The following is a 24,780-nucleotide window of genomic DNA, read 5'->3' on the forward strand; positions in this document are numbered from 1 at the left end:
CTACTTCGCTGCCTTCTCCGGCACCACCACCATGGTCCAGTCGCGGTCGGGCCGCAGGAAGCGGGCGGCGAGCGCCTGGATCTCGTCGGGTGAAGTCGTCGCGTAGTCGCGCCCGAGCGTATCGACCGAGGCCAGTCGGGCGGGATCGTAGCTGCCGCCCTCGACCAGCGTCATCCAGAACATGTTCCCGCTCGATCGGCGCAGGATCATCTGCTTGAGCGGGGTCAGCGCGCGGTCGAGCTCGTCGGCATCCACCGGCTTGGCGATCAGATCGGCGGCGATGCCGCGCGCAAGCTGGAAGAAGAAATCGGTCTTGTCGGGCGGCACCATCCCGAGCGCGATCATCTTGCCGCCAGCGGTCATGCCGAGCGGCCAGCTGCTGTCGACGTTCGGCGAATAGCTGACGCCCGCCTGGCTGCGGAGCTGGTCGATCAACCGGTCGCGGAAGATCGCGGCAAGAATATCGAGCTTGCGGCTCTCGGAGATGTCGGCACTGCCGCCGCCGGTGGGCCAGGCGATCACGGCGGCCGCCTGATTGGGCGTACCGGTGTGCGTCCGTACGACGGGCGTGTCGACATGTGCCGGGAACTTGACCGGAGGCGGCGGCGTGGTGCTCGCCGTGCGTGGCTTGAGCGCGCCCAGCGTCTCGGCCACGGCCTTAATCGTGGCTTCGCTGTCCATGTCGCCAAAGACATCGACTTCGATCGGACCGCTGGCGAGCAGCGGCTCCCAGAGCTTGCGGAACGATTGGGGCGTAGTCGCCTCCACCGTCGCGCGCGGCGGGATACCCCAGCGTGGATCGCCGGAATGGACCAGCAACTCGAGGTCGCGCGACAGCACGGCATCGGGCGAGGCGGAGAGCCCGGCATAACCCGCGAGGGTCGCCGTCTTGGCGCGCAGAACCGGATTGGGATCCCAGCCCGGCGCGGCGAGCTTGGCCGCGAACAGCTTGAGCTGATCGAGCAGGTCGGCCTTGTTGGTCTGTCCCGAAAGCTCAAACGCGTCCTCGTCGATCGAGAAGCCCAGGCCGATCTGGCGGTTGCCGGTCAGCGCATCGAGCTCCTCCTGGCCGAGCTTGCCGATGCCGCTCGCCATCAGCGCGCCCTCGCCCGCCCAGGCGGCGCTCGGACGGTCGGCGGGCAGCGCGTTCATCCCGTGGCCGAAGCGAACATTGACGAACACCTTGCCGACCTCGGACTGATCCTGGCGCATCAGCAGCCGGACGCCGTTCGAGAACACGACCTGATCGACCTCGACATTGGGCTGGACGCGCTCGCGGCTGACCACCGTGCCGGGCTTGCCGAGGCGGGGGAGCTGATCGAAGCTGACATTGAGCGCGCGGCGCTTGGTCGCAGCGGCCTTCACATCGGCCTGGAGCGCGGCGGTGACCTTCGTCACCACCTGCGGATCGGGCATATGGGTGTTGACCAGCGCACGCACCGCGACGCCTTCGAACACCTTCTTGGCCGATGCCTGCACCGTCGCCGGCGTGAACATCTTGTTCGCCACCGCCTGCTTGAAGATGTCGTACGAGGCCTCGGGCGTCGTCACCGTCTCGTTGATGTCGACCGCCTGGACCAGATCGTCGGCGATCGACACGCCCGATTCGACCGCGGCGGTATTGATCCGCTGCTTCATTATCGCGTCGATCTCGGCGACTTCGCGGTCGATCTCAGCCTGGGTCGGCGCGGTCGCGGCAGCTTCGGCGATCTCGGCGCGCGCGTCGCGCAGCGCGGTTTCCCAATCGTCGCCGACCGGCAACACGTTGATCGTCGTCACATTGGCGGAGCGGGCGATGTCATCCAGATCGCCCCCCGCAGCGAGGAAGCTGGCACCGGCACGGGCGCGCGTTTCGAGGCGGCGATTGATGATGCGCAGCGCAACCAGATCGATCATGCGCTTCTGGTTGAAGATCACGGTATCGGCAAAGACCGTCCAGGGGCGCACGATCACCATCATCGCCATCGGCTGGATCGCCGGCTCGACGATGCTGGCGGCGACGGGGTGATCTGGAGTGGGCTTGCCGAAATTGGGCGTGACGGGCGCGGGGCCGACGCCCTTCCAGGCGCTGAAATGCTTGACGACCAACGCCTCGAGCATCGCCGGATCGACATCGCCGATGGCGATCACCACGGCGCGCTCAGGTCGATACCAGCGATCATGGAAGGCCTGCACCGATGCCGGCGTCGCGGCGTTGAGCGTCTCGACCGTGCCGATCGGCTCGCGATTGGCGAGCGGCTGGCCGGCGAAGATCAGGTCGAGCATCGCGTCCTGCATGCGGACCTGCGGGCCGGGCTGCTCGCGCTGCTCGGCGAGCACTACCGGGCGCTCGGCGGTGAGCGCCTGCTGGGTGAGCGCGGGGCCGGACATCATACCGGCGAGGATCTTGAAGCTTTCGTCCAGCCCGGCCTCGGTCGCGTTGGGCAGATCGAGCTTGTAGGTGGTGCTGATGAAGGTGGTCGAGGCGTTGCTGTCCGAACCGAAAGTCACGCCTAGGCGCTGCCAGACGCGCTTCGATTCGCCATCGGGCACGTATACCGATCCGCGGAACGAGAGATGCTCGATCAAATGCGCAAAGCCGCGCTCGCTGTCCGTCTCCATCAGCGAGCCGACATCCATCCGCACGCGCACCGAGACCTGGCCTGGCGGCACGCCGTTTTTGCGAACCGCATAACGCACGCCGTTCGAAAGGCGGCCGAACTTCCATTCATCGTCGTGGACGAGGTCGCTGCCCTTGTAGAGCCAGGGATCGTCGGCGGTCTGTACCGGACGAGCCGCCGTTTGCGCGGGTGCTGTCTGTGCCTGCGCGGGTAGCGCCGGAGAGAGCAGGGCAAAAGCGAGGAAGGCGAAGCGCGGGAACCGCAGGATCGAAAGCATAGGGCCCCATCTAGTGGCGTTAGCCCCGCCTTGCCAGCCGCTACCTTTCTATCGGCTGTACGCATCTTGGCGCCACGCCACCGCCACGTTTTCGACCAAAGTCGGGGGCTAGGAGGAAAATCGCGGATGCCGCCGCGCAACACGGCACCGCTCGATGCGTGTCAGGATTTTTGTTGGCGTGAAGGTGAAGACGGACGGCGCCCAGTGGCGCGACTCGAACCAGGTCGAGAAATTGCAGGCACGGGCAACGGCACACGATCTGCCGATGCCTGGCGCGATACTGCCAGACGCACCGATGCGGGCCGATGTGAACCGGCCGTTCCTGATCAAATATGGCAAATATCTGCGCGGGTTCTTCGACTGGCTGATCGCGTCGTCGTCGCTCGTGCCCAACGACCCGGTGCTCGACGTGCGCGATTTCGAATGGACGCAGCTGCTACGCGGGAACTGGCAGGCGATCCGCAACGAGGCGATCACCGCTGCGCTCGAGCGCCGGCCCGCGCCCTCGCTCGCCAGCATCTCGCCCGATCACCGAGCGATCGCGCCCGTCAACAAATGGCGCTCCTTCTTCCTGTGGGGTTATGGCTATTCGGTCCGCGAGAATCTCGAGCGCTGCCCGGTGACGACACGTATCGTCGAGCGGATCCCGGGACTCAACAGCGCCTTTTTCTCGATCCTGGCGCCGGGCACGCATATCCCCGCGCATCGCGGGGTCACCAAGGGGCTGATCACCTGCCATCTTGGCCTGATCGTGCCGCGCGACGGTGACGTCCGCATGCGCGTGTCGGATCGCGTCATGCGCTGGTCAGAGGGCGAAACCCTAGTCTTCGACGATACCTATGATCACGAGGTGTGGAACGACACGAGCGGCACGCGTGTCGTCCTGCTCATCCAGGTCCGCCGCCCCCTGCGCAATCCGGGGCGCTGGATCGCCGATACATTCCTAGGCGTCATTCGCCGCTCGGCCTTCGTCCAGGAAGCGCGCGCCAATGTGATGCGCTGGAACGAAGCCATGAAGGCTCTCGAGGGCTGACGCGCGGGGATGGGTATATATTGTCTCACCCTTTCGCATGGCTTGATCGCGCCGTAGAAAGGGCCAGATAGGCGCTGCGGATACAGATGTCCGCGGTAAAGGACCGCAAACATGGTCACCGAACGTGCCAAGGCCTTGGCTGATTTCAAGAAGATGCTGGCATGGATCGCCGTCGCCGGCGTGCTGATGGTCGCGGGCGCGCTCTGGTATCTCTCCCTCTTCGGTCCGCTCTACCTCTCGATGGTGCTCGCGACCATCGGCGGCGTCTTCGTTTCGACGCTGCTCGGCTGCGGCCTGTTTGCCGCGGCATTCTTCAGCGACAAGAGCGGGCATGACCGCAACGTGAGTGAGGCGACGCAACACGGGGAAGACGCCGCCGACTGATCTCCTCGCGGCAACCCAGCGTTTCACGTCACCCGCTTGATCCGGCGCGCCCGCAGGCCCACATGCGGTTTATGCTGATCGAGACCGAATCCACGCCCAATCCGGCAACGCTCAAGTTCCTGCCCGGCAGGACCGTGATGGACGCCGGCACGCGCGACTTTGCGAGCCCCGAGGATGCCGAGGCATCGCCACTCGCCGACGCATTGTTCTCGCTCGGCGACGTGACGGGCGTGTTCTTCGGCCGCGACTTCATCTCGGTCACCGCGGCGCCCGGCGTCGAATGGAGCGGGCTGAAGCGCGATGTGCTCGGCATCCTGCTCGATCATTTCTCGGCCAACATGCCGCTGTTCAACATGGGTTCCGCCGCTGGCTTCTCGGTTCCGCCCGAGAGCGCAGATTTCGGCGACAATCCCGAGGATGCCGACATCGTCGCGCAGATCCGCGAGCTGATCGACACGCGCGTCCGTCCCGCGGTCGCCAATGACGGCGGCGACATCATCTATCGCGGCTTCGATGCCGGTAAGGTCTATCTGCAGATGCAGGGCGCCTGTTCGGGCTGCCCCTCGTCCACCGCGACGCTGAAGAACGGCATCGAGCAATTGCTCAAGCACTATGTTCCCGAAGTAACCGAAGTCCGCGCCGTCTAGAGCGCTCCATCACCCGAAAGGACCAGCATATGGCCCAACCCCTCAACGACGCGGGGCTGGATACGATCTTTCGTACCGCGCGCACCTATAACGGCTTTACCGACGAACCGGTCACCGAAGCCGATATCCGCCGCATCTACGACCTGCTCAAGCTGGGACCGACTTCGGCCAACCAGCAGTCCGCACGTTTCGTCTGGGTGATGAGCCAGGACGCGAAGGACCGACTGGCCTCACTCGCCAGCGGCACCAATGCCCCCAAGATCAAGGCGGCGCCCGCCAGCGTAATCATCGGCATGGACCTGGCGTTCAACGAACAGCTCCCCTGGCTCTTCCCGCATGCGCCGACCGCCAAGGACTGGTTCCCGGATCCCGAGGTCCGCTACACCCACGCGATCCGCAACTCATCGCTCCAGGGCGCCTATTTGATCATCGCGGCGCGCGCGCTGGGCTTCGATACCGGGCCGATGTCGGGCTTCGACAATGCCGCGGTCGACGCGGCGTTCTTCGGCGATCAGCCCAATGTGAAGTCGAACTTCATCTCGACGCTCGGACACGGCGATCCCTCAACGATCTTCGAACGGCTGCCGCGCCCGGAGTTCGAGCAGTTCAACACTGTCATTTGACGCGCGCCATTTGACGCTTGGCCGAGCAATTGAGTAGCGCGGGCCGATGTCCATTGGCCCGCGTACCCTGGTGATCGAAACGGCGACTGCCGCCTGTTCGGTGGCGCTGCTGGAAGAGGGGGTCCTCCTCGCCCAGACGCACGAAGTCGTCGGCCGCGGCCATGCCGAGCGGCTGGTGCCGATGATCGGCGGACTGCCCGGCCAAGGCCGCGCCGCGCGCATTCTCGTCGATGTCGGCCCAGGCAGCTTCACCGGTGTGCGCGTAGGCTTGGCCGCCGCGCGAGGGTTGGCGATCGGCTGGGGCGCGCAAGTCGCCGGCTACTCGTCGCTCGCACTGCTGGCAGCGGCGGGTTTTGCTGCTGATCCCGCGCTGCTCGTGCTTGCCGTGGTGCTCGAAGGCGGGCACGGTGAAGTCTTCATGCAGGCGTTCACCTCTTCGCCGCTGGCCGAGGACGGGCCGCTCCGCTCGCTCCTCCCTGCCGCCGCGCTCGACGCGCTCGGCACCCGCGCCGCGATCGGCAGCGGCATCCGCCGTCTCGCGCTCCTCGACCCCAATCGCGACCTGCGCGAGGCGCTTCCCCACGCCACCGATGCGCTGCTGCTGCCGCCCGGGTTCGCCGCGTTGCCGCCGCGCCCGATCTATGGCCGCGCGCCCGATGCCAAGACGCTGGCCGAGCGCGGCCTGGTATGAGCGGCACGATCAACATGACCGAACTGCGCGAAGGCGGGATGCAGGACCTGCCCGCCGTCAGCGCGATCATGCAGGAAGCGTTCGACCCGCGCTTCGGTGAGGCATGGACCAGCGCGCAATGCATGGGAATGCTGTCGCTGCCGGGTGTGTGGCTGGTCATCGCTAGCCTGGGCGGAATCGATTCGGGTTTCGCGCTGGCGCGCTCGACCGGCGTGGAGGCCGAATTGCTGCTGCTTGCCACCCGCCCCGCCACCCGTCGACGCGGAATAGCCGGAGCCCTTCTGCGCGCAGTGATCGCCGAAGCACGCGATCGTGGAGTGGAAGAGATGCATCTGGAGGTGCGCGCCGGCAATGAAGCGGTTCAACTTTACCGACGAGAAGGTTTCGACAAGGTGGGAGAGCGGCGAAATTACTATCGCGGCAACACCGGACAAGCGTTTGATGCACAGACCTTTGCTAGGAAACTCGTCTGAATTTTGGCGCAAGTAGATGGTTAAGCGCTTGCCTTCGATCCAAATTGGTCCGATAGGGCGCCGAAGGCGGCATCTATAGTCGCCCCAAATCGGGTCGAAAGGAAAACCATGGACGCTTCATCAGACATTCAGGAAACTTTGGTCACCCTGACAGCAGATATTGTTTCTGCACATGTTAGCAACAATAGCGTTGCTGTTTCCGATCTTCCGCTACTGATCCAGAACGTGCATGGCGCGCTTTCCGGCCTCGGCACCGCTGTCGCTGAGCCCGAAGTGAAGCAGGAGCCGGCCGTTTCGATCCGCTCTTCGGTGAAGCCGGACTTCATTGTCTGCCTCGAAGACGGCAAGAAGCTGAAGATGCTGAAGCGCCACCTGATGACGCACTATCAGATGACCCCGGAGCAGTATCGCGCCAAGTGGAATCTTCCGGCTGACTATCCCATGGTCGCGCCGAACTATGCCGAACAGCGCCGCACGCTCGCCAAGAAGATCGGCCTCGGCACCAAGCGCCGCAAGCGCTAAGTCATTCGCTCCCTTTCGAGGGGTGGGAACAAGCGCCGGCCCGGGCAGACGCCCCGGCCGGCGTTTTGCTTTTGGACGACCGCGCGCCCCTTCCCCCGCCGCGCCAATGGCGTTACATCGGCGTCATGCCTCGCAAGATTGATCTCGAAGCGCTCTGCCATGAAAAGGGCCTGCGCATTACCGAACAGCGCAAGGTGATCGCCCGCGTCCTTTCCGACGCCGAAGATCATCCCGACGTGGAAAAAGTGTATGAACGCGCCTCTGCGATCGACCCGGGCATCTCGATCGCCACGGTCTATCGCACCGTGCGACTGTTCGAAGAGGCCGGCATCCTCGATCGCCATGATTTCGGCGACGGCCGGGCGCGCTACGAGCCGGCGCCCGAGGCGCATCACGACCATCTGATCGACGTCGAGACCGGCCGCGTGATCGAGTTCGTCGATCCCGAGCTGGAACTGCTCCAGAAGCAGATTGCCGAGCGGCTGGGCTTCCGGCTCGTCGATCACCGGATGGAGCTCTATGGCGTCGCGCTCGACCGCAAGAGCTGAAGCCGCTGCGCGGCGACGTGCCGACGCCGCCGAGGGCATTCCCACCAAGCTGAGCCCGATCGGGCGGATGCGACTGGTGGCCCGCATCGCCATGCTCGTCGGGGCGCTGATGCTGTTCGTGCCGCTCCACTATCTCTTCCGGCTGTTCCACTTGCCTTCGCCCTGGCCGCGCTTTTTCCTGAGCACCGCCGCGCGGATCTGCGGCGCGCGGGTCAGGCGCGTCGGCACGCCGCTCAAGCGCGACGTGTTCTACATCTCCAACCATCTGAGCTGGATCGACATATTGGCGCTTGGCGGGACCAGCGGCACCGCCTTTGTCGCCAAGGCGGAGATCGCCACCTCGCCGGTGGTCGGCTGGCTCGCTGGGCTCAACCGCACCGTCTATGTCAAGCGCGAGAACCGGCTGGGCGTGGCCGAGCAGATCAACCAGCTGCGCGACGCGCTGGCCGAGAATTGGGCAATCACCGTCTTCCCCGAAGGCACCACCACCGACGGCAAGTCGCTGCTGCCGTTCAAGACGCCGATGCTGCGCGTGCTCGAGCCGCCACCGCCCGGCGTGATGGTCCAGCCGGTGATGCTCGATTATGGCGATGCCGGCGAGGACATCGCCTGGATCGGCCAGGAGCGCGGGCTCAACAACGCCAAGCGGCTGCTGAGCCGCAAGGGCAGCTTCGGGCTCGAGGTGCATTTCCTCGAGCCTTTCCATCCCCGCGACTTCCCCGGCCGCAAGATCATCGCAGCCGAGAGCCGCAAGCGGATCGAGGAAGCGCTGGTGGCGACGCTGGGCCATCCGCTACGGCCGTTCCGGTTCGCCGAGGAGGCGATCGGGTACCGGGTTCCGTAAGGCTAGGATTGCTAGTCATTCCACATCGTTATCCCGGCGAAAGCCGGGATCCAGAGCAACGCAAGACATCGCTTGTGGCCCTGGGTCCCGGCTTTCGCCCGGATACGGATGGAAATGGGTTCGTGCGGCGAAGGGATCGGTTGACGAAGTTGACACACTAACGGGTTTTTCGCGACGTGGGCGCCGCGCCTTCGAAAATTTCGACGATGAGAAAGAATCGATCCTTCGATCACCCCTGAAATCCTACATTGCAAGGCCCCGGTCTTCATCGGGGTGACGGACCGCACGGGGACAGGTATAGGCCCGCCGATCATGACCACCCCCAAGACTTTCCACGTCAAGTCGTTCGGCTGCCAGATGAACGTCTATGACGGCGAGCGGATGGGCGAGCTTATGGCTGCGCAGGGCCTGACCGCGACCGCCGACGCCAATGACGCCGACCTTGTCGTGCTCAACACCTGCCACATCCGCGAAAGGGCGACCGAGAAGGTCTATTCGGACATCGGGCGCCTGCGGAAGCATGGCCGCGCACCGATGATCGCGATCGCGGGCTGCGTCGCCCAGGCCGAAGGCGAGGAGATCGTCCGCCGCGCCAAAGTGGATGTCGTGGTCGGCCCGCAGGCCTATCACAATCTGCCCGAGCTGGTCGCCCAGGCCGCACGCGGCGAATCCGCGATCGACACCGACATGCCGCTGGCCAGCAAGTTCGGCGCGCTGCCGGCGCGGCGGAAGGTCTCGCCCTCGGCCTTCCTCACCGTCCAGGAAGGCTGCGACAAGTTCTGCACCTATTGCGTGGTGCCCTATACTCGCGGCGCCGAGGTCAGCCGGCCGTTCGCGGCGATCGTCGACGAGGCGAAGGCGCTGGTCGATGCCGGGGCCAAGGAGATCACCCTGCTCGGGCAGAACGTGAATGCCTGGGACGATGCCGAGGGCCGCGGGCTGCACGGACTGATCGCCGCGCTCGACCGGATCGAGGGGCTCAGGCGCATCCGCTACACCACGAGCCATCCCAACGACATGCGCGACGGGCTGATCCGGGCGCATGCCGAGGTGGAGAAACTGATGCCGTTCCTGCACCTGCCGGTGCAATCGGGCAGCGACCGCATCCTCAAGGCGATGAACCGCAGCCATAGTCGGAACTCCTATCTCCGCATCCTCGACCGCGTCCGCGCTGCCCGGCCCGACATCGCGCTGTCGGGCGACTTCATCGTCGGCTTCCCCGGCGAGACTGATGCCGAGTTCGAGGAGACGCTGAGCCTGGTCGCCGAGGCCGGATACGCCCAGGCGTTCAGCTTCAAATACTCGCCCCGCCCCGGCACCCCGGCCGCCGAGATGGACGGCGCCGTCCCGGCCGAGGTCATGGACGAGCGGCTCCAGCGGCTCCAGGCCGCGCTCAACCGCGACCAGGAGGCGTTCAACGCCGGCACCGTCGGCAAGACCTGCCAAGTGCTGCTCGAGCGGCGCGGCAAGCTGCCCGGGCAGCTGATCGGCAAATCGCCCTGGCTGCAATCGGTGCACCTGATGACCGATGCCGCGATCGGGGACATGGTCGAGGTCGATATCGTCCGCGCCGATCCCAATTCGCTGGCCGGACGCCTTCGTTCCTGACGCTATCGTCCCTGGGCCGCGGGGCGCTCGGCCAACCGAGTCTCGCGGTGGCATTGGTGGCAGAAGGCGAAATCGAAGGTTTCGCTGAGTATCCAGGCCTGGTTTTCCAGGCTCCATTCGGCCCATGCATCGCGCGTCACGGCCACTGCGCCGCATCGTTCGCACGCATATTCTACCCGAGGGGCCTCGCCTCCTGCCATGGCGCCCTTATAATCGAGAGACGGTCCGCTTCGGAGGGAAGCTTCTCCGAAACGGAGCAACTTAGCGACGATTGCTCCCGCCCACGCACTGGGATAGCGTGCCGCTTCCTCACATCATGGAGACGGTCATGCGGCTTGGAACTTGGGCACTGGCGGGTTCGGCATTGCTCCTGGGGACGGCGGTCGCCTCGGCCGGCACAAGCAAGCCGGTGGCACCGTCGGACGCGAGCAGCACGATCGCCGGGCGCCAGGCGGCGTTCCGGATGTCGGGCGCGCTGATCAACGGCATGAAGGGCGTGGTCGAGCGCGGCGACGACGTCGCCAGCCAGGCCTTCGCCGCCCGCGCCATCGCCAGCTGGGCCAAGGCGCTCCCGGGCATGTTCCCGGCCGGAAGCGACGTGGCCCCCTCCAATGCCCTGCCGGCGGTATGGACCGACCGGGCCGGCTTCGAGGCCAAGGCGGCGGACTATGCCGCAGCGGCGGCCAAGCTCGCCGACCTCGCCAAGGCGGGCGACAAGGCCGGCTTCGCCGCGCAGTTCGCCGAACTCGGCAAGACCTGCGGCGCGTGCCACAGCAGCTTCCGCAAGGACGACCACCACTGAGAGCGCGGAGCGGATCGTTCCAGCGCAAATCCTACATTGCAAGTCCGAAGGCCGCGCAACCCACCGCTCAGGGCACGGCCTTGTGGTCGAAACTGAGGATGCGGGCGACCTGCCAGCCATCGGGCCCCTTCTTCCAGAGATGGACGAAGCGGGCCCGGCCGACGAGCTTTTCGGGGCCGTCGCCCTTGCGCTCGTAGAAGACATGCTCGCCCTCCTCGATCGCGCCGAAGCCGGGGACCGGATCGACGTGCAGCGTCTCGGGCACCAACGCGCGGCGGCTGCGCCACGCGTCGGGGGCCTTCTTGGCCTCGCACGCCTTGGCGTAGAGCGCGACGAAGGCCGGGCCGCTGGTCGTCACCACGCCTTCGCGGTCGTGGTACATTTCGAGATCCGCGGTCACCAGCCGGCTCATCCGGGCCGGATCACAGGCCTGGAAGAAGGTGGCGAAGAGATCCGCATCCGCCGCCTTTATCTGGGCGGTCAGCGCGTCGCCGGTGGGGATCGTCACCGACTGGAGTAGGGCAAGTGCGACAACGAGGGTCATAAGCGGGCTCCCAGTGTGTTATTTGTATAATACACAAGGAGCCGCCGCTGGCAATCAGCTCTTCGGCTGCTGCTCCACGGGCACGGGGGTGAGTTCATAGACGTCGACATCGCCGGCGCGCGGGCCGGGCACCGCCAACCGCCAGCGGAAATTGGCGAAGCGCTCGGCCACGCCGACCATGTCGCGCTTCGGATCGGTGCCATAACCATGGCTGTTCTCGCCCGCCTTGCGTTGGCGCGCGCCGAGAAAGACGTAGCGATTGCCGTCCGGATAGAAATAGCCCGCGGCGATATCGGTGCCGGTCTGCTTGGCGAAGCCGAGCGAATTCTCCTCGCCCGAGACGAAGCAGAAGCCGGGCGCGGTCGCCTGGACCACGGCGCCGCGCTGGCCGGAGCGCATATGGAGCGTGCGGCAACGGTAGGAGCCCGGCGGCAGCGCGGCATTGTCGAGCCCCGCGCCGGGATCGAGCACCGCGCCCTGGGTCTGGCGCGTGACCGCGCGCAGCCGGGCGTGGAGCTTCCTCCAGTCCGTGGCGAGGCCGGTGAGGCGCACGCTGTCGCGCGGGGCGATCGCCTGACGCCAGGCGGGCTCGGGCTGGATACGCGGCGGCACCGGCACGATCGTGGCGATCGACACAGGATGCGGTGTCTTTGCAGTGCACGCGGCAAGCGCAGGCACACTGAGAAGCGCGCAGATAAGCCGGTACATTGGCTTCCTCCGGTAAAGGGCTTCGATCGGTCTGAAACTCTTACCGAAAAATGAACGCAAATTATTAACAACTGGTAAATATATTGCACGTGCGCACAAAGTTTTGCGCCCCGACCCGGTAGTGCTAGACCGGTACGCCTTCGGGGGGATGTACCTATGCCGGTTTCGCGCCGCTTCGCCTTTACCGAGACGCTGAAGAACAAGCGCGAGCGGCTGGTCCAGGCCGAGCTCGACGCGCCCAAGCCGCTGGCGAAACGCACCGCGCATATCGTCCACGAGCTGGGCCAGCTGCCGGGCGACACGCCGAGCGACAACAGCGTGCCCGAGGGCTATCGCTGGATCCTGCCCTCGCCCTCCAACGCCTATATCGCGGTGCATTCGGTGCAGATGGCGGCCAACTTCATCGACTATAATCTGGTTATCCACGACCAGATGACCGGCGCGGCGCTGCACCTGAACGAGCACAGCTTCAGCGGCACCAACCGTTCGAACTGCGCATCGCCGCTGTTCGACGCGTTCCTGGCGAGCGAGGCGGCGAACGGCGTGCCGCCCGCGGTGCTGGCGGGCTATGACTATTCGGTCGACGTCGAGAGCGGCAATATCGGCGCGCCGGTGGCGCACTGGACGACCGACGAGACCTTGCTCGTGCGCTTCGGCTTCGACGTGATCGGCAGCATGATCGGCAATCTGGGGCAGGACCAGTTCGAATATGAGGTGGCGCCGACCGGGCCGCCGCTCCAGATCCTCAGCCGCAACGGCAACCGGCCGCATGCCCCGACCAAGCCCACCACGCTGCGCCTCGTGCTCGGCGCGCACGGCACGCAGCAGATCGCGTTCGGCAGAGGCAAGACTCCGCTGCCGTTCGGGTCCGGACTGGTGCGGCGCCTCCCCTGGCTGTTCTGGATCCCCGGGCTGCTGCGCTACCAGAATGCCGATCATGTCGGCGGATACCCGGTGTGACCGGCGATTCGGGGCGGCCGGACGGTAGCCGGATACCCTAAAGTCACAAAGGTCATGGGTCCAACGCGCGCACGCGCACCGAGCGCCACGGCCTCACCAGTCATCCTCCAGGTCGCGCGGCGCGCCATGCGGATCAGGGCCGTGCGGGATCGGCTGGGCGACGAAATCCGCGTCGGTGAGCGGATCGGCGGGGACCGGACTGTCCTGGAGCTGGTCGAGCATCGGCGCGAGCGCGGCGCCGGCATCGTCGGCCATCTTGTTCAGCCGCGCCCAGCGCGTGCCCTGCTCGCCGCTCCAGGGCGCGAGATGGGTGAGGAGCAGCGACAGCATCTTGTCCGAGGGCTGGCGGATCTCGCCGACCAATTTGCCGTCGCGCCAGACCTCGCGGACCGAGCCGCGGATCGAGCGCTCATAGGCGATGGTGAGCAGCCGCGCGGTGGCGAAGCGCAGTGCCTGGTCCCAGGCCGCGGCGAACGGCGCGCCGCTGGGATGCTGGCGCAGGCGATAGGCCGACCGCGTGGTGATCCCCGCCTCCTCGCACGCCATCGAGATGCAGCCGGTCTCGGCCAATGCGGTGAGGAAGCTGCGCTGGCGCGCGGCGGTCCAGCCGTCGTGGCGGGTGCGCTGGAGGGTTACGGGGGTGTAGTCGGCCAGCGGATCGGCGTTGCCGGCCTCCGGGGCCGGGCTTGGATGGTCGTGCTTCATAGGATCGACTCCGGTTGGTTGGAGTCGGGTTACATAACCATATTGGTTCGTGTAGGAAAATGGTTTTTACCAGACCCTCTTTGTCACCCCCTTTCCGTCACCCCGGACTTGTTCCGGGGCCCACCGCACGGCGGGCGGTGTTGTTGAGGTGTTGCGGGAACGGCGAACGGCGAGCGCTTAGCGGAGGCCGCCGAAGCTGGTCGCTGGCGGCACCGTGGACCCCGGAACAAGTCCGGGGTGACGAAGGGGGTCGAAGGGGTCGAAGGGGCGCGAAGGGGGAGCGAGGCGGCGGGGCGCTTGACTGGTATGGGTCGCCGGAAGATGCTCGCGGAAAACAGGGGGGATCGATGCCGTCACCACCGCCGACCAGGAAATCCTTGTCGCTGCCAGCGCTGCTCGGCTGGACCGCGGCGGCCGTGGTCGTGCTGGCCGGGGCGGCCCTGGCCGTCATGAGCGTGCTTTCGTCGAAGCCGGCCCCGTCGCCCGCCAAGGCACCGGAGGCGAACGAGGCGATGCCGGAGACATGGGCGCCCGCCGCGATGCCTGCGGGGAAGCAGCCCGAGGCCGAGACGCCGCAACCCGCGCCGACCCGCGCCGCGACGCCGGCTGCCGAGAAACCTGGGAACGCGCCCTGACGGGCATGGGTTCGGGTAGGAGAATGTTCTTGCGGCTCCGCAGGCGCGACGGGATTGCTCCCGCCGCGCCCACCGGAACGGCTAGCCTTTAGAAGTGGGCGATGATGCCCGCTACCGGCTGGAAGCTGTTGAAATTGCCGAAGCTGTTGACTTCGAGCCGCAGGCGGATCCCTGAATTGCCGGTGAGACCGCCCAGGCCGATCGACTTGGGACCGACCTCGACGCCGAGGCCGGCGGTGACCGCGTGGAAATCGCGGCTGTCATTGCCGAGCGCGTCGAAATTGACCCACTGATAGCCGGCCTTGCCGTAGATCAGGCCGCTCTCGCCGATGCGGAAGCCCGCACGGCCGGCAACGCCATATTCCCAGTCGATATCGCCCTTGACGCCCTTGGTGGCATTGCCTTCGACGCCGACAAAGACGGGGCCGAGCGGCAAATTCACGCCGGCGACGCCCTGGACGATGCCGCCGTCGAAATCCTTGCCGCCGGGAGCATGGGGGATGCCCGCCGCGGGATTGGTGTCGTCGAATTGCTCATAGCCGCCCATCACGCCGACATAGGGCTCGATCCCGAAGGCGCGCGAGCCATCGGGGCTGGTGGCGGTGGTGGCAGGAGCGGAGGTTTCGGTGTCCTGCGCGTAAGCCGCGACAGGAAGGGCCGCGGCAACAGCCGCGGCGAGAAGGATACGCATGTTGGGGAAACCTTTGCACTTGTGACGACAGGCCGATGCCGCACGGCCCCTGGGTACGCGGGGCGCTTGGCGGCATCGGCATGGGGTTAAAGCGCTGGGGAGTCGTTTTGTTGCAGTGCGGTAGCGGCGGATGTGAGGGTTTTGCGGGGGTGTTGCTCTGGGGGTACGGTTTCTTGCTGGGGGATGAATGGGAGGCCCTTCCCTCCTCCCGTCGCCCTCTCTTCGTCACCCCGGACTTGTTCCGGGGCGCGACGGGCGATGCGGTCGAGACTCGGGGCGACGACACAGCAACCTGCGGCAACGTTGCAGATGGAGCCGCAAACGGACGGTACCGGCGGCACGGTGGGCCCCGGAACAAGTCCGGGGCGACGAAGAAGGGGGTGGAAGGTGACGCCGAAGTAATTTGCGCGCCCTCTTCTCGCGCCGCACCTTCGCCGGAATGCGCGACCGCACGCCCTGCGTCTACATCCTCGCCAGCCGCTACAACGGCGCACTCTATGTCGGGGTGACCTCGAACCTGATCGGCCGGGTGCTGCAGCACCGCGCGGGCACCTTCGACGGGCACACCCGGAAGTACGGGATCTATCGGCTGGTCTGGTTCGAGGTAGCCGAGACGATGGAGGCGGCGATCGCGCGCGAGAAGCAGCTCAAGCGCTGGCGGCGCGACTGGAAGCGCAATCTGATCGAACGGGACAACCCGGCCTGGAACGATCTGGCGGTGGGGTTTGGGCTGGAGCCGTTAGGGGCGGTACCCGGCGGCGCGGTGGACCCCGGCACAAGGCCGGGGTGACGAGTTAAGCACGCTCCCCACTTTGATCTCCGTCGACCTCAGCATGATTATTAGGCGGGATTTCAAAGAAATCAGTAACAGACCCAACGTATCCCTGACAACGAGCGTAGAAATTCAACCCCAGCGATGAAGGAGTTATATCACCACTGTCATCATTCGGCTGGAATCCACTATCAGGCGTCAGAAGCCCAATTTCACGCATATGATCAAGTTCAACGTCCGCTTGATGAAGGTCACTTATTCCTAATATACTCATTATCACTTCGATAGGAAGATACACACTATCTGCTAATATGAATCCGCTTTTAGAACGCCTTTTCACTGCAATATTGCACGCATGTTCCAAAAGTATGGCTTGCGAGCTCGTTATCTGCTCCAGAAGCCCGATAAATATCAGATTTCCTTGCGATTTTCCATCTGCGTCGCACGACGACGCGAGCAAGCCAGCCCACATTTGCTGCACTTGCTCGCTATCTTCCCAGGAGCCCTGTTCTAATATTCTGCCCACTATTCGTGGATGGGCGTGCAGCTCATGCAAATTCTCACGCTCGGAAAGTATTCGTTCTGCGGCATTGGCGATATTGGTCGCATTTTGCGTACGCCAGCCGTTTACCTTGTCGCGAAGAAGGAGACCAAATTCCTCGGCCGCCGGTAGACATATTCTGCCGAGGAAGGCTCCAGCTCCATCAACGGTCCCCTTCACAACGATCAAGGCAGCGTCGGCAAGCGGCTTAATACCTAAGATGTCGAGACTCTTGCCATCGCTCGTCATGCCCTCACTCCGCCGCGATCCCCGCCTTGGAGAACATGTCGCCCCCCTCCCCGGCATCCTCGTTCGCCGCGGGACCGGCCTTCGCCTTTTGCCTTTTGTCGAACGAGTCCCACACCTCGTTCCAATTGCCACGCGTCGCGCCCTTCGAATATTCGGTCGCGCGCTGCTCGAAGAAGTTGGCGTGCTCGACGCCGTTGAGCAAAGGGGCGAGCCAGGGGAGCGGGTGCTCGTCGATCATGTAGATCGGCTTCATGCCGAGCTGGCCCAGGCGCCAGTCCGCGATGTAGCGGATATATTTCTTGATCTCCTTGGGCGTCATGCCGTTGACCGGGCCCTGCTCGAAGGCGAGGTCGATGAACGCGTCCTCGAGCCGCACCGTCGTCTGGCACATGTCCATGATGTCCGACTTGACCGACTTGGTGAGGCAATCGCGCTCGCGCACGAAGGTGTGGAACAGCTTGATGATGCCTTCGCAGTGGAGGCTCTCGTCGCGGACCGACCAGGAGACGATCTGGCCCATGCCCTTCATCTTGTTGAAGCGCGGGAAGTTCATCAGCATCGCGAAGCTGGCGAAGAGCTGAAGCCCCTCGGTGAAGCCGCCGAACATGGCGAGCGTCTTGGCGATGTCCTCGTCATTGTCGACGCCGAAGGTGGCGAGATAGTCGTGCTTGTCCTTCATCTCGGCATATTCGAGGAACATGCCGTACTCGCTCTCGGGCATGCCGATCGTATCGAGCAGGTGGCTGTAGGCGGCGATGTGCACCGTCTCCATGTTGGAGAAGGCGGCGAGCATCATCTTGACCTCGACCGGCTTGAACACGCGGCCATATTTCTCGTGGTAGCAATCCTGCACCTCGATGTCGGCCTGGGTGAAGAAGCGGAAGATCTGGGTGAGCAGGTTGCGCTCGTGATCCGAGAGCTTCTGCGCCCAGTCGCGGCAATCCTCGCCGAGCGGCACCTCCTCCGGCATCCAGTGGATCTGCTGCTGGCGCTTCCAGAACTCATAGGCCCAGGGATATTCGAAGGGCTTGTAGGTCTTGCGGGCTTGGAGAAGGGACATGGGATTACTCCGGGTCAGAACTGGAAAAGAAAATCGGTGAGGCGACCGAGCGCGAAGATCAGCTAGCATGAAGGCGAAGGCGCGGACGAAATGCCACGCGAAACCATGATGGATATAGGGACGCAAGAGCGCGCTTTGAATTGATCGCAGCTCCTCGAAGTGGCGATCGCTGCCGCGCTCCAGCCGGCCATGCAGGCGGTGCGCGTGGCGCGCGCGCAACCACCGGTCGAAGACCGGGCCGAGGCGCGTCACGGCCAACGCGTATATCGCCGCGAAAACCGCCGCGCCGAGCGAGAAATAGAGCGTGCGCTCGATCATACCCCACCTCCGCTCGCCAGTGCGAACACCGTGGCGAAGCCGGTGAGGAACAGGCCCAATGCGGCCAGCATCATGCCGGCGATGCGCAATATATAGGAAGTGGGCTCGCCCTCGGCCATGCGCAGCAGGCGGCCGGCGGCGCGCGGGCGGAGCAGCAGCCCCAGCCCGAACATGCCTGCCACCGCGCCGATGCCGGCCTGGAGGACGAGCGCGCGGGTCACTGGTCGATGATCCGGACGTTGCGCTCGCGGATGATGCGGTCGCGATAGACGACCTTCTTGCCGCGGTTGGCGCCGACGCCGAAGAAGACGATCCCGACGAAATAGCCGAAATCATACCAGCCGCCATTGTTGGGCACGGCGTAGATCGCGACGTCGGGCATGAACAGCGACAGCACCCAGGCTACCGGGAAGATGAAGCCGTGCCACACGCCGAACAGGAAGCCGGGCGCAGCGGGCGCGACGGCGCTCTGCACCTGGTGCGCGCAGGCGGCGAGCAGGACCAGGGCGGCGAGCGCGAGCGGGGTGCGGATCCGGGTCATGCGGCTAGTCCCAACGGATAGATGACGGGAGTTTTCGCGCGCTGCATCGTTTCGGTGCCGCGTGCGTTTGCACGCCGAACCCTCAAAGGAGACCGACCATGGCTGACGCGAGTGCAATCAAGGAACATATGGAAGTGATCGGCGCCGACGGCGTCCATGTCGGCACGGTCGACCATGTCGAGGGCGACCGTATCAAGCTGACCAAGAAGGACAGCGGCGCCGATATCGAGGAAGGCTCGGGCGGCCATGAAGGGCATCACCACTTCATCTCGCTCGGCCTCGTCGCCGATGTCGAGGGCGACCAGGTGCGCCTCTCCGCCAACGCGGACGTGGCGGTGACCTTCGAGGAAGAAGCCTGAACGCATCGCACGGCGCGGCGCCCCGGGGAGCGCGCGGACAGCGCGTGCCTTGAGGGGGCCGCGCCGGCTCATTTGGCCTTGATCGCGGCAGTCGCCGCGTCGAGCCGATCGGCATAGGCGCCGAGCACCTTGGCCGTCCTGGCGACATAGGCATTGGCGTCGGCGAAGCGGCGCTCCTCGATCGCCTCGCGCACGCCGGGCAAAGTCTTCGCGCCATAGCCGGTGAAGCGGCCGGGAGCGTAAGCGAGATTGCGGTACCAGGGCCGGAAGGGCAGGCCGTCGGGATCGAGCAGGAGCTGCTCGATATCGTTCAACATCGCCGCGACCTGAGCGCGCTTCGCCGGGGCGAGCTTGTCGAACCCGCCGAGCGCGCTGTCCGCCGCGCTGGCAGAGCGGCGCAGGCGGTCCGACGCGTCCTCCAGCGCGATCATGTCGATCATCGCGGTGACGCCCTGATCCTTCGGTGCCGTGGTGGGGTCGCGCGGATCGGAGGCGAGCTTGAAGACATTGTCGCGGCTGAGCTGGGCCAAAGTGCGGTCCTGCTCGCGCCGGGTAGTGGCGAGCGTCTTCACCTCGGTGACGTAGCGCGCGACCGTGCCGGCGAAGTCCGAATAGCGCGCGGGCAGCCGCTCGCCGCTCGCCGCGCGCATCACCGCGCGCCCGGTGACCTTGGAGAGCATCGGGCCATAGACCTGGCCGGGATCGTCGAACTTGGTGAAATGGTTCAGGCTGTCATAGGCCGAATGGTACGAGCCGCCCGAATCCCCCTCCCCGCCAAAGCCGAAATCGAGCGTGGCGATGCCGAGATGGGCGAGGAACGCCGAATAGTCCGAGCCCGAGCCGAGCGCCGAGATCGGCATGTCGCCCCCGGCGCGCGCGGCGGCGAGCGCTTCGGCGGAGACGCTGCCCGGCTTGGCATAGTCGCGGGCGAGGATCGCAGCGCGAGCGCGATCGGCGACGCTGGCGCCAGTCTCGGGATCGGTGACGTCGGCGGCGATCCCCGCGACGAAATGCTGGAGGCTGTGGCTGCCGCCCGCGCCGAGATAACCGCGGCCATTGCTGTCGGTATTGATGTAGAGCACCGCCTTGCGCTTGAGCTCGTCGGCATGGGTCTCGGCCCATTCGGTCGAGCCGAGCAGGCCGGGCTCCTCGCCGTCCCAGCTGGCATAGACGATCGTGCGATCGGGCCGCCAGCCGGACTTGACCAGGCCGCCCAGCGCCTTGGCTTCGGACAGCATCGCGACATGGCCCGACAGCGGATCGGACGCGCCGAACACCCAGCCGTCGCGGTGATTGCCGCGCACCACCCATTGATCGGGATATTTGGCGCCGGGCAAGGTCGCGATCACGTCGTAGAGCGTCTTGAGCGACCAGTCCGACTTGACCGCGAGATGGAGCTTCACCGCATCGGTGCCACCATAATGATAAGCGAGCGGCAGGCCGCCGCGCGCGGTGGCGGGGACCAGCGGGCCCTGGAGCCCCGCAAGGATGCGGGTGGCGTCGCCATAGGAGATCGGCAGCGCCGGGATCTTGAGGATCGTCGTCGCGGTCTCGCGGGTCAGCCGCTTCGCATTGTCGGTGGCGCCGATGCCGGGCGTGAGCGGATCGCCCGGATAGGTGGTCATGTCGAGCACCGAGCCGCGCTGGACGCCCGCGGGCGGACGACCGCCACCGCGCGGATAGGTGTCCGCCGCGCCATAGCCGTCGTCCTCGGGGTCCGAATAGATCAGGCAGCCGACTGCACCATGTTCCTGCGCCAGCTTGGGCTTGAGCCCACGCCAGCCGCCGCCATAGCGCGCGATCACGATCTTGCCCTTCACGTCGATCCCGCGCCGGGCGAGATCGTCATAGTCGCTGGGCATGCCGTAATTGACATAGACCACCGCCGCGGTGACGTCGCCATCGCCCTGATAGGCGACATAAGGCGGCAGCGCGCCGGCCAGCTTCGCGCTGTCCGGATCGCCCTCGACCGCCGGCTCCTGTCCGCCCAAAGCGACGCGCTCGGGCGTCAGCAGCTCGAGCGTGGTCGAGATCGGCGTGGGATAGAGCACCTTGAAGGTCTCGATCCGCGCATCCCAGCCCCAGGACTTGAACAATGCGAGCACGGTCTCGGCATTGGCCTTGTCATGCGGGCTGCCGACATGGTTGGGCGCGGAGGCGAGATCGGTGAGCCAGGCGAGCTGGTCCGCGCCGCTGACCGCCGCATCGAACTGCGCCTCGCGCGCGCGCGCATCCGGACCCGCCGCGGTCTGCGCGGCGAGCGGCGCCGCGAGCGTCCCCGCGATCAAGGCGGAGGCAGCGAGCAGCGAGAAACGTAATGCGATCATCGAGCACGTCTTTCCAACTTGGTTCATCGTGCGACGGGCGCTGGGGAATGGGCCTGCCGCTTGCCAGGCCGCCCCGCCGTCAGACGGAACGGCTGCGCCGTCCCGCTGCCCGCCGGGGCGAGTCCCCGGATTGCTCATGCAATCCGGAGCCGCCCACGCCTCACTGGCACGCCAGACACTCGTCATAATCCTTCGATTCGACCTGGATCTCGCGCAGGTCGATCGTGTTGTCGGCCTCGACGCCGCCCGCGAAACCGGCGCGCTGGATGCTCTTCGAGCGGAGATAATAAAGCGACTTCACGCCCAGTTCCCAGGCGCGGAAGTGGAGCATCAGCAGGTCCCACTTCTCGACGTCCGCGGGGATGAACAGGTTGAGCGACTGGGCCTGATCGATGAACGGCGCGCGATCGCCGGCGAGCTCGAGGATCCAGCGCTGGTCGATCTCGAAGCTGGTCTTGTAGCAATCCTTCTCCTCAGCCGTGAGGAAGTCGAGATGCTGGACCGAGCCGCCCTGCTCGAGGATCGTGTTCCACACCGCTTCCGAATTCTTGCTCTTCTCGACGAGGAGCTTCTCCAGATACGGATTGCGCACCGACCAGGAGCCGCTGAGCGTCTTGTGGGTGTAGATGTTCGCCGGGATCGGCTCGATGCAGGCGCTGGCGCCACCGCAGATGATCGAGATGCTCGCCGTCGGCGCGATCGCCATCTTGCACGAGAAACGCTCCATCACGCCCATATCGGCCGCGTCAGGGCACGGGCCGCGCTCGACCGCGAGCGCCATCGACGCCTGATCGGCCTGGGCGCGGACATGCTTGAAGATCTTGAGGTTCCACGACTTGGCCATCGCACCCTCGAACGGCAGGCCGCGTGCCTGGAGGAACGAGTGGAAGCCCATCACGCCGAGGCCGACCGAACGCTCGCGCGAAGCGGAATAGGCGGCCTTCTCCATGCCCGGCTCGGCACGGTCGATATAGTCCTGCAGGACATTGTCGAGGAAGCGCATCACGTCCTCGATAAAGCCCTTCTCGCCCTTCCACTGGTCCCAGGTCTCAAGGTTGAGCGAGGAGAGGCAGCAGACCGCGGTGCGATCATTGCCGAGATGGTCCTTGCCGGTGGGAAGCGTGATTTCCGAGCAGAGGTTCGAGGTCGAGACCTTGAGCCCGAGATCGCGGTGATGCTTGGGCATCGTCCGGTTCACGAGATCGGAGAAGACGATGTACGGCTCGCCGGTGGCGAGACGGGTCTCGACCAGTTTCTGGAACAAGGCGCGGGCATCGACCTTGCCGCGCTCCGAGCCGTCCTTGGGCGACTTGAGCACCCATTCGGCGCCGTCGCGCACCGCTTCCATGAACGCGTCAGGGATGAGCACGCCGTGGTGGAGGTTGAGCGCCTTGCGGTTGAAGTCGCCCGAAGGCTTGCGGATCTCGAGGAACTCCTCGATCTCCGGGTGCGAGATGTCGAGATAGCAAGCGGCCGACCCGCGGCGGAGCGACCCCTGCGAGATCGCGAGGGTCAGCGAGTCCATCACGCGGACGAACGGGATGATGCCCGAGGTCTTGCCGTTGAGGCCGACCGGCTCGCCGATGCCGCGGACATTGCCCCAATAGGTGCCGATGCCGCCGCCGCGCGAGGCGAGCCAGACATTCTCGTTCCAGGTGTCGACGATGCCGTTGAGGCTGTCGGGCACCGAATTGAGGAAGCAGGAGATGGGCAGGCCGCGCCCGGTGCCGCCGTTCGACAGGACCGGCGTGGCGGGCATGAACCACAGCTTCGAGATATAGTCGTACAGGCGCTGGGCGTGCGCGGCATCATCGGCATAGGCCGAGGCGACGCGGACGAAGAGATCCTGGAAATTCTCGCCGGGCAGCAGATAGCGGTCCTTCAGCGTCTCCTTGCCGAAATCGGTGAGCAAAGCGTCGCGCGAATGATCGACGTCGACCGGATAGGGGCGCGGATTGACCGTGCGGCTATTGATCTCAGGCTTGGTGCCCTCCGCCGCGAGCTTGGCGGCGGTTTCGGTGACTGCCTTGACGGCTGCGTCGGTGACGGTGTCGTTCACGCTGTTTTCCGTGTCCCTGAATTCCATGCCTACCACCCCTGAATGCCTCTACGCGCCTCGCCCGAAGCGAGGCCAAAAACCGACTCGGGGGCGATCGTCGATGGTATCATCGACGCGGCTCTATGCGAGAACAAAAAGTGTCCATCGCGCCAGAACCCGGCACAGCAAATCCTGTTCCGCATATAGCTATGCGGCGCTGGTTCTACCAGTGCTTGAGCTTGCCCCCTAGTGCAACCACAACAGATTGTGCCCAAATGAGTCGGAGGGCAAGACGGTAAATGGTTAACGGAGTCAACGGTTCGTCGCTAAAATGACTCGGTTCATGGCGCACACAAACCGGGTGCGATGCAGCGACGCACGGACTTTCCTAGCGTTCCGGAAAGGCAAGAGAACGAACGGCGAACTGCAAATAAATTTCGGGGGAGGAAATTGTGGACACAACCGGTTGTGTGGAACCCCTCGGAACCCGACCGCCCGGTTCGCCTAATCCGCATAACCGGCTGGTCGGCGATGTCCGTCGTGGATATCCTGCCCATCCGGAGCTGGATGAAAGGAACTGGTGATGTCACTTCGCATCAACGCCGAGGCGCCGAACTTCACGGCAGAGACCACCCAGGGCAGGATCGATTTCCACGACTGGATCGGCGACAGCTGGGCGATCCTTTTCTCCCACCCCAAGGACTTCACCCCGGTCTGCACGACCGAGCTCGGCTATATGGCGAAGCTCAAGCCCGAGTTCGACAAGCGCAACACCAAGATCATCGGCCTGAGCGTCGACCCGGTCGGCAACCATGCCAAATGGGCCGAGGACATCGCCGAGACCCAAGGCACCGCCCCCAACTATCCGATGATCGGCGACACCGACCTGAACGTCGCCAAGCTTTACAACATGCTGCCCGAAACAATCGAAGGCAGCTCGGACGGCCGCACCGCCGCCGATAATGCGACCGTGCGGACGGTCTTCATCATCGGGCCCGACAAGAGGATCAAGCTGATGCTCAGCTATCCGATGACCACCGGCCGCAACTTCGACGAGATATTGCGCGTGCTCGATTCGATGCAACTGACCGCGAAGCACCGCGTGGCGACGCCGGTGAACTGGCAGGACGGTGACAAGGTGATCATCGCCGGCTCGGTCTCCGACGAGGAAGCCAGGACGCTGTACCCGAACGGCTGGGAAGCGCCGCGCCCCTATCTGCGGATCGCGCCGCAGCCCGAATAACCGAGGAACGGCAGACCGCGATCTTTCGCCGGCGGCG

At 65.4% G+C, this 24,780-nt stretch carries 27 protein-coding genes; 16 read left to right on the plus strand and 11 right to left on the minus strand.

Going from position 1 to position 24,780, the window contains the following annotated elements; all coding sequences use genetic code 11:
* The gene (locus IAG41_RS16335) at nucleotides 1-2,877 is read right to left on the minus strand and encodes a M16 family metallopeptidase (protein ID WP_187729737.1); all 2,877 of its coding nucleotides are present in this window, start codon (nucleotides 2,875-2,877) and stop codon (nucleotides 1-3) included.
* Nucleotides 2,878-3,055: 178 nt separating this feature from the next.
* Here IAG41_RS16335 and IAG41_RS16340 point away from each other — a divergent pair, with 178 nt between their 5' ends.
* The 11 genes from IAG41_RS16340 (at nucleotide 3,056) to IAG41_RS16390 (ending at nucleotide 11,052) form a co-directional block, all read left to right on the plus strand.
* Nucleotides 3,056-3,910, plus strand: a complete 855-nt coding sequence (locus IAG41_RS16340) for an aspartyl/asparaginyl beta-hydroxylase domain-containing protein (protein WP_316251176.1) — start codon at nucleotides 3,056-3,058, stop codon at nucleotides 3,908-3,910.
* A gap of 111 nt (nucleotides 3,911-4,021) precedes the next feature.
* A complete protein-coding gene (locus IAG41_RS16345) occupies nucleotides 4,022-4,294 on the plus strand; it encodes a hypothetical protein (RefSeq protein ID WP_262408728.1) in 273 nt (90 codons plus the stop codon).
* Between the two features lie 71 nt (nucleotides 4,295-4,365).
* On the plus strand, nucleotides 4,366-4,941 hold the full coding sequence (locus IAG41_RS16350; protein WP_187730115.1) for a NifU family protein: 576 nt from the start codon (nucleotides 4,366-4,368) through the stop codon (nucleotides 4,939-4,941).
* Nucleotides 4,942-4,970: 29 nt separating this feature from the next.
* Complete coding sequence (locus IAG41_RS16355; protein WP_187729738.1) at nucleotides 4,971-5,564, plus strand: malonic semialdehyde reductase; 594 nt, start codon at nucleotides 4,971-4,973, stop codon at nucleotides 5,562-5,564.
* A gap of 46 nt (nucleotides 5,565-5,610) precedes the next feature.
* The gene (tsaB, locus tag IAG41_RS16360; RefSeq protein WP_187729739.1) at nucleotides 5,611-6,255 is read left to right on the plus strand and encodes a tRNA (adenosine(37)-N6)-threonylcarbamoyltransferase complex dimerization subunit type 1 TsaB; all 645 of its coding nucleotides are present in this window, start codon (nucleotides 5,611-5,613) and stop codon (nucleotides 6,253-6,255) included.
* The gene (locus IAG41_RS16365) at nucleotides 6,252-6,728 is read left to right on the plus strand and encodes a GNAT family N-acetyltransferase (protein WP_187729740.1); all 477 of its coding nucleotides are present in this window, start codon (nucleotides 6,252-6,254) and stop codon (nucleotides 6,726-6,728) included. Before tsaB ends, IAG41_RS16365 begins: the two co-directional genes overlap by 4 nt.
* A gap of 108 nt (nucleotides 6,729-6,836) precedes the next feature.
* Complete coding sequence (locus tag IAG41_RS16370; protein WP_187729741.1) at nucleotides 6,837-7,250, plus strand: MucR family transcriptional regulator; 414 nt, start codon at nucleotides 6,837-6,839, stop codon at nucleotides 7,248-7,250.
* Nucleotides 7,251-7,375: 125 nt separating this feature from the next.
* Complete coding sequence (locus IAG41_RS16375) at nucleotides 7,376-7,798, plus strand: Fur family transcriptional regulator (protein WP_187729742.1); 423 nt, start codon at nucleotides 7,376-7,378, stop codon at nucleotides 7,796-7,798.
* On the plus strand, nucleotides 7,770-8,642 hold the full coding sequence (locus IAG41_RS16380) for a lysophospholipid acyltransferase family protein (RefSeq protein WP_187729743.1): 873 nt from the start codon (nucleotides 7,770-7,772) through the stop codon (nucleotides 8,640-8,642). Before IAG41_RS16375 ends, IAG41_RS16380 begins: the two co-directional genes overlap by 29 nt.
* Before the next feature lie 312 nt (nucleotides 8,643-8,954).
* Entirely contained in the window at nucleotides 8,955-10,250 is a 1,296-nt protein-coding gene (miaB, locus tag IAG41_RS16385) for a tRNA (N6-isopentenyl adenosine(37)-C2)-methylthiotransferase MiaB (RefSeq protein ID WP_187729744.1), read from the plus strand.
* A gap of 328 nt (nucleotides 10,251-10,578) precedes the next feature.
* On the plus strand, nucleotides 10,579-11,052 hold the full coding sequence (locus tag IAG41_RS16390; protein ID WP_187729745.1) for a c-type cytochrome: 474 nt from the start codon (nucleotides 10,579-10,581) through the stop codon (nucleotides 11,050-11,052).
* A 67-nt stretch (nucleotides 11,053-11,119) separates the two neighbouring features.
* On the opposite strand, the gene IAG41_RS16395 is transcribed toward IAG41_RS16390, so the two are convergent.
* Together IAG41_RS16395 and IAG41_RS16400 are read right to left on the minus strand one after the other, a co-directional pair.
* Nucleotides 11,120-11,596 (minus strand): nuclear transport factor 2 family protein, encoded by a 477-nt coding sequence (locus IAG41_RS16395; RefSeq protein ID WP_187729746.1) that lies wholly within the window; start codon nucleotides 11,594-11,596, stop codon nucleotides 11,120-11,122.
* Between the two features lie 54 nt (nucleotides 11,597-11,650).
* Nucleotides 11,651-12,304: a DUF4893 domain-containing protein gene (locus tag IAG41_RS16400; protein ID WP_187729747.1), complete on the minus strand. Its 654-nt coding sequence runs from the start codon at nucleotides 12,302-12,304 to the stop codon at nucleotides 11,651-11,653.
* A 156-nt stretch (nucleotides 12,305-12,460) separates the two neighbouring features.
* On the opposite strand from IAG41_RS16400, the gene IAG41_RS16405 reads away from it, so the two are divergent.
* The gene (locus tag IAG41_RS16405) at nucleotides 12,461-13,264 is read left to right on the plus strand and encodes a hypothetical protein (RefSeq protein WP_187729748.1); all 804 of its coding nucleotides are present in this window, start codon (nucleotides 12,461-12,463) and stop codon (nucleotides 13,262-13,264) included.
* Between the two features lie 93 nt (nucleotides 13,265-13,357).
* On the opposite strand, the gene IAG41_RS16410 is transcribed toward IAG41_RS16405, so the two are convergent.
* Nucleotides 13,358-13,969, minus strand: a complete 612-nt coding sequence (locus IAG41_RS16410) for a hypothetical protein (protein WP_187729749.1) — start codon at nucleotides 13,967-13,969, stop codon at nucleotides 13,358-13,360.
* 347 nt (nucleotides 13,970-14,316) lie between these two features.
* On the opposite strand from IAG41_RS16410, the gene IAG41_RS16415 reads away from it, so the two are divergent.
* Entirely contained in the window at nucleotides 14,317-14,604 is a 288-nt protein-coding gene (locus IAG41_RS16415) for a hypothetical protein (RefSeq protein ID WP_187729750.1), read from the plus strand.
* An 88-nt stretch (nucleotides 14,605-14,692) separates the two neighbouring features.
* Here the strand turns inward: IAG41_RS16415 and IAG41_RS16420 are convergent, their stop codons facing one another.
* Entirely contained in the window at nucleotides 14,693-15,295 is a 603-nt protein-coding gene (locus tag IAG41_RS16420) for an outer membrane protein (RefSeq protein ID WP_187729751.1), read from the minus strand.
* Between the two features lie 439 nt (nucleotides 15,296-15,734).
* On the opposite strand from IAG41_RS16420, the gene IAG41_RS16425 reads away from it, so the two are divergent.
* A complete protein-coding gene (locus IAG41_RS16425; RefSeq protein WP_187730116.1) occupies nucleotides 15,735-16,085 on the plus strand; it encodes a GIY-YIG nuclease family protein in 351 nt (116 codons plus the stop codon).
* Nucleotides 16,086-16,089: 4 nt separating this feature from the next.
* On the opposite strand, the gene IAG41_RS16430 is transcribed toward IAG41_RS16425, so the two are convergent.
* The 4 genes from IAG41_RS16430 to IAG41_RS16445 form a co-directional block, all read right to left on the minus strand.
* Entirely contained in the window at nucleotides 16,090-16,857 is a 768-nt protein-coding gene (locus IAG41_RS16430) for an Abi-alpha family protein (RefSeq protein WP_187729752.1), read from the minus strand.
* 4 nt (nucleotides 16,858-16,861) lie between these two features.
* Nucleotides 16,862-17,917 carry a ribonucleotide-diphosphate reductase subunit beta gene (locus tag IAG41_RS16435; protein WP_187729753.1) on the minus strand — a complete coding sequence of 352 codons (1,056 nt, stop codon included), beginning with the start codon at nucleotides 17,915-17,917 and terminating at the stop codon, nucleotides 16,862-16,864.
* Nucleotides 17,918-18,231: 314 nt separating this feature from the next.
* Nucleotides 18,232-18,456, minus strand: a complete 225-nt coding sequence (locus IAG41_RS16440) for a hypothetical protein (protein WP_187729754.1) — start codon at nucleotides 18,454-18,456, stop codon at nucleotides 18,232-18,234.
* Nucleotides 18,453-18,776, minus strand: a complete 324-nt coding sequence (locus IAG41_RS16445) for a hypothetical protein (protein ID WP_187729755.1) — start codon at nucleotides 18,774-18,776, stop codon at nucleotides 18,453-18,455. The genes IAG41_RS16440 and IAG41_RS16445 overlap by 4 nt, the downstream gene beginning before the upstream one ends.
* A 98-nt stretch (nucleotides 18,777-18,874) precedes the next feature.
* On the opposite strand from IAG41_RS16445, the gene IAG41_RS16450 reads away from it, so the two are divergent.
* Nucleotides 18,875-19,135 (plus strand): DUF2171 domain-containing protein, encoded by a 261-nt coding sequence (locus IAG41_RS16450; protein WP_187729756.1) that lies wholly within the window; start codon nucleotides 18,875-18,877, stop codon nucleotides 19,133-19,135.
* 68 nt (nucleotides 19,136-19,203) lie between these two features.
* Here IAG41_RS16450 and IAG41_RS16455 read toward each other — a convergent pair whose 3' ends face one another.
* Both IAG41_RS16455 and IAG41_RS16460 read right to left on the minus strand, forming a co-directional pair.
* Nucleotides 19,204-21,462, minus strand: coding sequence for a transferrin receptor-like dimerization domain-containing protein (locus IAG41_RS16455; RefSeq protein ID WP_187729757.1), 2,259 nt, complete (start codon nucleotides 21,460-21,462; stop codon nucleotides 19,204-19,206).
* 160 nt (nucleotides 21,463-21,622) lie between these two features.
* Complete coding sequence (locus IAG41_RS16460) at nucleotides 21,623-23,548, minus strand: ribonucleoside-diphosphate reductase subunit alpha (RefSeq protein WP_187729758.1); 1,926 nt, start codon at nucleotides 23,546-23,548, stop codon at nucleotides 21,623-21,625.
* Between the two features lie 535 nt (nucleotides 23,549-24,083).
* On the opposite strand from IAG41_RS16460, the gene IAG41_RS16465 reads away from it, so the two are divergent.
* Nucleotides 24,084-24,743, plus strand: coding sequence for a peroxiredoxin (locus IAG41_RS16465; protein WP_187729759.1), 660 nt, complete (start codon nucleotides 24,084-24,086; stop codon nucleotides 24,741-24,743).
* Nucleotides 24,744-24,780: the final 37 nt, after the last annotated feature.

Source organism: Sphingomonas sp. JC676, assembly GCF_014489075.1.
GTDB lineage: Bacteria > Pseudomonadota > Alphaproteobacteria > Sphingomonadales > Sphingomonadaceae > Sphingomonas.